The sequence below is a fragment of the Methylobacterium sp. WL6 genome (assembly GCF_008040095.1).
Taxonomy (GTDB): domain Bacteria; phylum Pseudomonadota; class Alphaproteobacteria; order Rhizobiales; family Beijerinckiaceae; genus Methylobacterium.
Map to the genome: position 1 here is coordinate 1 of NZ_VRVH01000174.1, position 9486 is coordinate 9486.

Annotated in this window: 6 protein-coding genes; 5 read left to right on the forward strand and 1 reads right to left on the reverse strand. The window is 72.5% G+C overall.

From position 1 onward, the window contains the following. Nucleotides 1-11: 11 nt before the first annotated feature. From kdpB to FV230_RS19210, 5 genes are all read left to right on the forward strand, one after another. Complete coding sequence (gene kdpB, locus FV230_RS19190; protein ID WP_147843529.1) at nucleotides 12-2081, forward strand: potassium-transporting ATPase subunit KdpB; 2070 nt, start codon at nucleotides 12-14, stop codon at nucleotides 2079-2081. A gap of 30 nt (nucleotides 2082-2111) precedes the next feature. Continuing rightward, complete coding sequence (locus FV230_RS19195; RefSeq protein WP_147843526.1) at nucleotides 2112-2714, forward strand: K(+)-transporting ATPase subunit C; 603 nt, start codon at nucleotides 2112-2114, stop codon at nucleotides 2712-2714. A gap of 44 nt (nucleotides 2715-2758) precedes the next feature. After that, a complete protein-coding gene (locus tag FV230_RS19200; protein WP_147843527.1) occupies nucleotides 2759-5494 on the forward strand; it encodes a sensor histidine kinase KdpD in 2736 nt (911 codons plus the stop codon). Next, nucleotides 5491-6201 (forward strand): response regulator transcription factor, encoded by a 711-nt coding sequence (locus FV230_RS19205; protein WP_147728118.1) that lies wholly within the window; start codon nucleotides 5491-5493, stop codon nucleotides 6199-6201. Before FV230_RS19200 ends, FV230_RS19205 begins: the two co-directional genes overlap by 4 nt. 112 nt (nucleotides 6202-6313) lie before the next feature. Next, nucleotides 6314-6895, forward strand: a complete 582-nt coding sequence (locus tag FV230_RS19210; protein ID WP_147728117.1) for a peptidase S14 — start codon at nucleotides 6314-6316, stop codon at nucleotides 6893-6895. 122 nt (nucleotides 6896-7017) lie between these two features. Here FV230_RS19210 and FV230_RS19215 read toward each other — a convergent pair whose 3' ends face one another. Then, nucleotides 7018-9342, reverse strand: a complete 2325-nt coding sequence (locus FV230_RS19215) for a TonB-dependent receptor (RefSeq protein ID WP_147843528.1) — start codon at nucleotides 9340-9342, stop codon at nucleotides 7018-7020. Nucleotides 9343-9486: the final 144 nt, after the last annotated feature.

Below are 9486 nucleotides of genomic sequence, written 5' to 3' on the forward strand. Positions count from 1 at the left end.
CCTCCCAGACCCTGCTCAGCGCCGCCCTCGTCGGCCCGGCCCTCCTCGGCGCGCTGCGGAAGCTCGATCCGCGCCTCATGGTGCGCAACCCGGTGATGTTCGTCGTCGAGGTCGTCGCCGCGCTCACCACGGTGCTGTTCGTCCGCGACGCCGCGACGGGCGCCGAAAACCTCGCCTTCTCCGGGCAGATCATCTTGTGGCTCTGGTTCACGGTGCTGTTCGCCAACTTCGCCGAGGCGATCGCCGAGGGGCGCGGCAAGGCGCAGGCGGATTCCCTGCGGCGCACCCGCACCGAGACCATGGCCAAGCGGCTGACGGGTGCGGGCCGCGCCTTCGAGACCGTCCCCGGCAACGACCTCAAGGTCGGCGACGTGGTGCTGGTCGAGGCCGGCGACATCATCCCCTCGGACGGCGAGGTGATCCTCGGCATCGCCTCGGTCAACGAGGCGGCGATCACCGGCGAATCCGCCCCGGTGATCCGCGAATCGGGCGGCGACCGCTCGGCGGTGACCGGCGGCACGCAGGTGCTCTCCGACGAGATCCGGGTGCGGATCACGGCCGCGGCCGGCTCGACCTTCGTCGACCGGATGATCGCGCTCGTCGAGGGCGCCGCCCGCCAGAAGACCCCGAACGAGATCGCGCTCAACATCCTGCTCGCCGGCCTGACCCTGATCTTCGTCTTCGCCGTCGCCTCGATCCCGAGCTTCGCCTCCTATGCCGGCGGCGCGATCCCGCTGATCGTGCTGGTCGCGCTGTTCGTGACGCTGATCCCGACCACCATCGGCGCGCTGCTCTCGGCCATCGGCATCGCCGGCATGGACCGGCTGGTGCGCTTCAACGTGCTCGCCATGTCGGGCCGCGCCGTGGAGGCGGCCGGCGACGTCGACACGCTGCTCTTGGACAAGACCGGCACGATCACGCTGGGCAACCGTCAGGCCACCGCGTTCCGCCCCGTCCGCGGCGTCACCGAGCAGGAGCTCGCCGACGCGGCGCAGCTCGCCTCCCTCGCCGACGAGACGCCGGAGGGCCGCTCGATCGTGGTGCTGGCCAAGGAGAGCTACGGGATCCGCGCCCGCGACATGGCAAGCCTCGACGCCACCTTCGTGCCGTTCACCGCACAGACCCGGATGAGCGGCGTCGACCTCGCCGGCTCGCAGATCCGAAAGGGCGCCGTCGATTCGATCGTCGCGGCGGTGAGCGGCGGCCCGGTCGCGACCCGGGGCTCCAGCGCGGCCCTGGCCTACGCGCCGACCGCCTCGGCCGAGAGCGTCGAGGAGGTCCGCGCCATCGCCGACGACGTCGCCAAGGCCGGCGGCACGCCGCTCGCCGTCGCCCGCGACGGACGCCTCCTCGGCGTGGTGACGCTGAAGGACATCGTGAAGGGCGGCATCCGGGAGCGCTTCTCCGAGCTGCGCCGCATGGGCATCCGCACGGTGATGATCACCGGCGACAACCCGGTCACCGCCGCCGCGATCGCCGCCGAGGCCGGCGTCGACGACTTCCTCGCCCAGGCCACCCCCGAGGACAAGCTGGCGCTGATCCGCCGCGAGCAGGCGCAGGGCAAGCTCGTCGCGATGTGCGGCGACGGCACCAACGACGCCCCCGCCCTCGCCCAGGCCGACGTCGGCGTCGCGATGAACACCGGCACGGTGGCGGCGCGCGAGGCCGGCAACATGGTCGACCTCGATTCCGACCCGACCAAGCTCATCGAGATCGTCGGCATCGGCAAGCAGCTGCTGATGACGCGCGGCGCGCTGACCACCTTCTCGATCGCCAACGACGTGGCGAAGTACTTCGCCATCATCCCGGCAATGTTCCTCGGGCTCTATCCGCAGCTCCAGGCGCTGAACGTGATGGGGCTCGCCTCGCCCCAGAGCGCGATCCTGTCGGCGATCATCTTCAACGCGTTGATCATCGTCGCGCTGATCCCGCTGGCCCTGCGCGGCGTGGCCTACCGCGCGGTCGGCGCCGGCGCGCTGCTGCGCCGGAACCTAGCGGTCTACGGCCTGGGCGGAATCCTGGTGCCCTTCGTCGGCATCAAGGCGATCGACCTCGCCGTCACCGCGCTCCGCCTCGCCTGATCCTCCCCCTTCGCGTCACGAGACACCGCCATGCTGACCCAGCTTCGCCCCGCCCTCGTCCTGCTGATCGCGCTGACCGCGCTCACCGGGCTCGCCTATCCGCTCGCGATGACCGGCCTCGCCGGCCTCGCCTTCCCGAGCCAGGCCGCCGGCTCGATCGTCCTGCGCGACGGCAAGCCCGTCGGGTCGAGCCTGATCGGCCAGGCCTTCGCCGACGCGCGCTACTTCCAGGGCCGGCCGTCCGCGACCAGCGCCGCCGACCCGGCCGATCCCGCTAAGACCGTGCCGGCGCCCTACAACGCCGCGAACTCGTCGGGCTCCAACCTCGGCCCGACGAGCGCGGCGCTCGCCGAGCGGGTCGGCGCCGACCTCGCCCGCCTGAAGGCCGAGAACCCGGGCGTGCCGGTGCCGGTCGACCTCGTCACGACGAGCGGTTCGGGCCTCGACCCCGACCTCTCGCCCGCCGCCGCCCTGTTCCAGGTGAAGCGCGTGGCGGCCGCGCGCGGGCTCCCCGAGCCGGCCGTGCGCGACCTCGTCGAGGGGCAGGTCCGCGGTCGCTGGCTCGGCATCCTCGGCGAGCCGCGGGTGAACGTGCTGGCGCTCAACCTCGCGCTGGACGGGCTGGCGAAATAGGCGCTGGCCCATTCGGGCCCCGTTGCGGGTAGGATGCGCCCCCGATGCCCGAGCCGAGCCGAGACCCGTCCCGCCCCTCCCCCGACGCGCTGCTCGAAGCCGCGCGCCGCGAAAGCCGGTCGCGCGGCCGGCTGAAGATCTTCCTCGGCGCCGCGCCGGGGGTCGGCAAGACCTACGAGATGCTGACCACGGCCCAGGCCAAGGCCCGCGCCGGCCTCGACGTGGTGATCGGCGTGGTCGAGACCCATGGCCGCGCGGAGACCGAAAGCCTCGTCGCCGGGCTGGAGGTCGTCCCGCGCCGCGCCGTCGCCTACAAGGGCACCCGCCTCGACGAGATGGACCTCGACGCGCTGCTGGCCCGGCGCCCGGCCCTGGCGCTGGTCGACGAGCTCGCCCACACCAACGCGCCGGGCTCGCGCCACCCGAAGCGCTACCAGGACGTCGAGGAATTGCTCGACGCCGGCATCGACGTCGACACCACCCTCAACATCCAGCACGTCGAGAGCCTGAACGACGTCGTCGCCCAGATCACCCGCATCCGGGTGCGCGAGACCGTGCCCGACGGCATCCTCGACCGGGCCGACGACATCGAGGTGATCGACCTCAACCCCGACGACCTGATCCGGCGCCTCGAGGACGGCAAGGTCTACCTGCCCCGCAACGCCGCCCGCGCGCTGCGGCACTACTTTTCCCGCGGCAACCTCACGGCCTTGCGCGAGCTGGCGCTCCGCCGCACCGCCGACCGGGTCGACGACGAACTCCTGAGCCACATGCGGGCCAACGCCATCCCCGGGCCCTGGGGCGCGGGCGAGCGGGTGCTGGTCTGCGTCAGCGAGGATCCGCGCGCGGCCGGGCTGGTGCGCTACGCCAAGCGCCTGGCCGACCGCCTGCACGCGCCCTGGACCGCGCTCTCGGTCGAGGGGCCGCGGGCGCAGGCGCTGTCGGAGGCCGCGCGCGACTGCATCGCCGACACCTTGCGGCTGGCCGACCGGCTCGGCGGCGAGGCGGCGACCGTGCCGGGCTCGCGGCGGATCGCCGACGACATCCTGGCCTATGCGCGGAGCGCCAACGCCAACCACGTCGTGGTGGGCAAGTCCGAGCGCTCGCGGCTGTTCGAGATCCTGAACGGCTCGGTGGTGCACGACCTCGTGCGCGGCTCAGGGCAGATCAGCGTCCACGTCATCGCGGGCGAGGCGCAGAGTGGGGAGGCGCAGGGCGGGGACGCGGCCGGGCCGAAGAGCGTGCGCACGGCCGCGGAGCCGTCCCGCTCGGTCTGGCCCTACGCGGTCGCGCTCGCGGCCGTCGGGGGCGCCCTCGGGATCGCGCTCGCCCTGCAGCCGATGCTCGGCGTCGAGAACGCCGACCTCGTCCTGCTCACCGCCGTGGTCGCCGTGGCGGTGCGCTTCGGCCTCGGGCCCTCGCTCGCCGCCGTGGTGGCGGCCTCGCTCGCCTACAACTTCTTCTTCCTGCCGCCGCTCTACACCTTCACCATCGCCGACCCGACCAACGTCGCCGCCTTCTGCCTGTTCACGCTGGTCGCCGTGCTGGTCTCGAACCTCGCCGCGCGCACCCGCCAGGAGGCGGTGGTCTCGCGGGCGCGGGCCGTGGCGAGCGAGCGGCTCTACGGCTTCAGCCGCAAGCTCGCCGGCTGCGGCACCCTCGACGACGTGCTGTGGGCGACCGCCTACCAGATCGCCGCGAGCCTCGACGTCCGCGTCGTGCTGCTCCTGCCCGAGGCCGGCGCGATCGCGGTGCGCGCCGGCTACCCGCCGGAGGACACCCTCGACGCGGCCGACCTCGCCGCCGCCAAGTGGGCCTTCGACAACGACCGGGCGGCGGGCCGCGGCGCCGACACCCTGCCCGGCGCCAAGCGCCTGTTCCTGCCGATGCGGACCGGCCGGGGGACGCTCGGCGTCATCGGCCTCGACGCCGACCGGGCCGGGCCGATCCTCTCGCCGGAGAGCCGGCGCCTCCTCGACGCGCTCTCCGACCAGGGCGCGCTGGCCATCGAGCGCGTCCGCCTCGTCGAGGACCTCGACCGGGCCGAGCGCGCGGCCGAGACCGACCGCCTGCGCCAGGCGCTGCTCACCTCGATCTCGCACGACCTGCGCACGCCGCTCGCCGCCGTGCTCGGCGCGGCCACGACGCTGCGCGACCTCGACGACGCCCTCGACGCCCCCGCGAAGGCGGATCTCCTCGCCACCGTCATCGCGGAATCCGAGCGCCTCAACCGCTTCATCGCCAACCTCCTCGACATGACCCGCCTGGAGGCCGGCGCGGTGGTGCCCAACGTCGCGCTGCACGACGTCGCCGAGATCGCCGACACGGCCTTGCGCCGCCTGGAGGCGATCCTGTCCGGCCACCGCGTCGTGGTGGAGATCGCGCCCGGCCTGCCGCCGCTGCGGCTCGATCCGGTGCTGTTCGAGCAGGTGCTGGTCAACCTCCTCGACAACGCCGGCAAGTACGCCCCCGAGGGGTCGACCATCCGCCTGCGCGGGCGGCGGGACGGGATGCGGGTGCGGATCGAGATCCTCGACGAGGGCGGCGGCCTGCCGGAGGCGGACCTGGAACGGGTGTTCGACACGTTCTACCGCGTCGCCAAGGCCGACAGCGTGCGGGCCGGAACTGGCCTCGGCCTGCCGATCTCCCGCGGCTTCATCGAGGCGATGGCCGGCACGGTCGTCGGCGCCAACCGCCGCGACCGCTCCGGCGCGGTGTTCACCATCACCCTGCCGGTCCCCGCCGAGCCCGCGCGGACCGCCTCGGATCGGGCGGCATGACCCTGCACATCCTCGTCGTCGACGACGAGCCGCCGATCCGGCGGCTGCTGCGCACCGGGCTCGGGACCCAGGGCTACGCCGTGCTGGAGGCGCCCGACGGCCGCACCGCCCTGGAGACCCTGGGCCGCAAGGCGTCCGGCCACGAGACGGTGGACCTCGTGATCCTCGATCTCGGGCTGCCCGACATGCGCGGGCACGACCTCCTCGCCCGGATCCGCGCGGCGCATCCCGCCCTGCCGGTGGTGGTGCTGTCGAGCCGCGACGACGAGACCGGCAAGGTCGAGGCGCTCGACCTCGGGGCCGACGACTACGTCACCAAGCCCTTCGGCATGGGCGAGCTGCTGGCCCGCATCCGCACGGCGCTCCGCCACCAGCTCGCGACGGAAGGGCAGCGCCCGCTGTTCCAGGTCGGGCCCCTGAGCGTCGACCTCGTGCGCCGCATCGTCCGGGTGGAGGGGCGCGAGGTGAAGCTGACGCCGCGCGAGTACGACTTCCTGCGGGTGCTGGTGCAGCATGCCGGCAAGGTGCTGACCCACGCCCAGCTGATGGGCGCGGTCTCGGCCTCGTCCGACCCGCAATACCTCCGGGTCTACATGCGCCAGCTCCGGCAGAAGCTGGAGGCCGATCCCGAGCGCCCGCGCCTGCTGCTCACCGAGACCGGCGTCGGCTACCGCCTGCGCGCGCCCGACGACGGGCTGTCGCGCTGACGGCGTCCCCGATGCGGATCTTTTCCTGAACGAACAGGTCCGGCGCGGGTTGTGCAGGCCGCGATCCCGTTCGGATCGCAAACCCGTCCGCATCGCAAGGCCGCCCCGCCCCATGAACACCACGACCCCGGATACGACCCTGAAAGCCGCCGACTTCGCGGCTCCAACCGTCCTGCTCGCTGGCACGGTGGATTACGACATGTACCGGGACTTCCGGGCCCAGATCGGAAAGGCCCCGTGCGAGGGGCTGGTCGTCGTCGAGCTGACCACGCTCGGCGGCGACCCGGAGGTCGCGCGGATGATGGGCGAGGACATCCGCTTCAAGAGCGCGATGAACCCGCAATGCCGCTACGCCTTCCTCGGCAAGGCGGCGATCTACTCCGCCGGCACCACCTTCATGAGCTTCTTCACCCGGCAGAACCGCTACCTCACCCCCGGCACGCGGCTGATGATCCACGAGCGCAAGCTCGCCAAGGAGCTCCGGATCAACGGTCCGCTGACCACCTGCATCGCCACGGTGAAGGCGACGCTCCACGAGATCGAGTGCTCGATCGCGATCCAGAACGAGGGCTTCGCCAACCTCGTCGAGGGCTCGAGCGTGACCCTCGACCAGGTGATCGAGCGGGCTCCCTACAATTGGTACATCGAGGCCGAGGAGGCCCGCACCCTCGGCCTGATCGAGGCGGTGATCTGAGGCTCATGCCGAGTCTTCAGGCCAAGCCTCGTAGGTGAGAACCCATGAGGTCCGGCGGACGACCGCCGCCCGGCGGTCGCGGGGGCCGACCCTCGATGAGCCGGGCTCACCGAGGGGCGGCATCAGAACGCCAGCTTCATCCCGGCGACGAGGTTGCGCGGGGCGCCGGCATAGATCGAGCCGGTGGTGCCGGCGAGCACGCCCGCGCCGTTCTGCAGCCCGGTCGTCGCGCTGATCGTGTCGGCGAGGTTCTGGGCCGAGGCGGCGTAGACCGTGTCGAACAGGTTGCGCACCTCGACGTAGAGCGTGAGGCGCTTGGCGTAGCCGCCGGGGAGTTCCGTCGCGTAGTGGACGTTGGCGTTGACGATCGCGTAGCCCGGCGCCTTCAGCTGGTTGGCGTTGTCGAGGTAGAAGTCGTCCTGGAACACGGTCTCGACGAAGGCGCCGAGCCCGGCGAGCGGCCCGGCCGGGACGTCGTAGCCGACGCGGGCGAGCAGCTGGTTGGCCGGCACCCCCGGGATGCGGTTGCCGGCGCGGTCGAGGCGGCGGGTCAGCGCTCCGGCGCTGAGCTGCTCGACATAGCGGGTGTAGACCTGGTCGTCGAAGGTGTAGGCGGCGACGATGCGCCAGCCCGGCGCGAAGGCCCAGTCGGCGCCGACCTCGAGGCCGCGGTGCTCCGAGGCCGGGGCGTTGAAGGTGTAGCTCTGCAGGCCGGCCCCGGGCGATTGCGAGACGAGCTCGTTGCGGAAGATCTCGTAGAAGCCGGTGACGCTGAGGCGCAGCCCCTCGACCGGCGTCCAGTCGGTGCCGAGGTCGAAGCCGAGGTTCTCCTGGGTCTGCAGCCCGGTGTTGTTGCCGGGCAGGCCCGCCGAGGTCACGAACAGGTTGCTCGCCGCCGGCGTGGTGTAGCCGGTGGCGACGCGGCCGCGGAACGCCCATTCGGCGCTCGGGCGGTAGACCAGCGCCAGTTCCGGGGCGACGTTGAGGAAGCTGCGGTTCGCGTCCGCGATCGTCGTGGTCGCGCCCGCGGCCGCGTAGGCGTAGGCGAGGCTGCGCCCGGTGATCGACGTGGTCTCGGCGCCGATGCCGACGACGCCCGTCCACTGCTCGGAGAGCGCGACCTCGGTGCGGGCGCGGCCGCCGAGGTTCGACTGCACCGCCTCCTGATCGCCGATCAGCGCGCCCAGCCGCGGGCCGCCGTAGGGCGCGCGGTTGTAGGTCGAGATCCGGTTGTCGATGGTGCTGTAGGCCAAAGCCACGTAGCCGACCGCCGGCAGGCCGAACAGGTCGTAGCGCCGGGTGAGGTCGGTGAGAAAGTTCCAGGACGGGTACGAGCCCCGTGACGCGGTCGCGTAGAACGGCTGGTTGAAATTGCGCTCGTCGAAGCCGAGTTGCGTGCGCCAGGTGGTCTGGGCGTCGATGTCGTGCTCGTAGCGCGCCGCCACGATCGTGCGCCGGTCCTTGCGCTCGAAGCCGGCCTCGTCGGCGGTGACGCCGACCCTTCGGCCGTAGGCGCCGTTGACGAAGAGGTTGGTGAGCGAGCAGCCCGCCGCCGCGGTCGCCGCCGCCGCGCAGCCGCGCTGATAGGGGTTGGTGCGGAACTCGGCCAGCGACGACCGGGCGGCGAGGTCCGCGTGCAGGTCGTTGTTGATCACCTTGAGGGTGAAGCGGTTGTCCGGCGTCGGGGTGTAGCTCGCCAGCAAGTCGATGGTCTGCGTGTCGTAGGACGAATGGTCCTGGTAGCCGTTGGCGCGCACGTCGCTGGAGAACAGGCTGATCTCGAACGGGCCGCTGACGCCGCCGACCGTGAAGGAGGTGCTGAGATAGCCGAAGCTGCCGGCATCGGTGCCGATCTCGTAGCCGTCGATCTCGCGGCCGGTGCGGGTGCGGAAGGCCAGCGCGCCGCCCGTGGCGTAGTTGCCGAACAGGGCCGATTGCGGCCCGCGGAACACGTCGATGCGGGAATAGGCCCGCGGGTCGGAGAGGTCGAAGCGCGCGGCGCCGTCGGGCTGGGTCAGGACGAAGCCGTCCTCCAGCACCACCGTGTTCTTGATCACGCCGGTGGAGCGGGCGTTGTTGCCGCGGATCGAGATGATCACGTCGCGCCCGCCGTTGCCCTGGCGCACGGTGACGCCGGGGCTGTTGGCGAGCACCGCGCCGACGCTCGTCGCCGGCCGGTTCTCGATCGTGTCGCGCCGCCCGATCCCGGTCACGACCTGCCCGACCGGATGCTCGATGACGCTGGGCGCCGAGCCCTGCGGCGCGGCGACGCCGAAGGGAATGCCGGCCGCCGGTGCCGGCCCGTCGCGCTCGCCGACCACCGAGAGCTCGGAGAGCGTGACGCTCTCCTGTGCCTGTGCCTGTGCCTGCGCCTGCGCGACGGCGAGCGGGCTGGCGGACAGGAGGAGGAGGCCGGCGCGCAGCCGGAGCTTGGGCAGGAAGGGCATCGGGCGGGCTCGTCTGATCGGGAGGCAGGCGGGATCGGCCCGCCGGAAGAGGTTCGCGATTCGATCAGAGCAGGGTCGGCGGTGCCCTCGGCCGGCCGGCGATCCGGGGGCGATGCGGGATGCGGGCGGGCGGCGGGGTCGGCC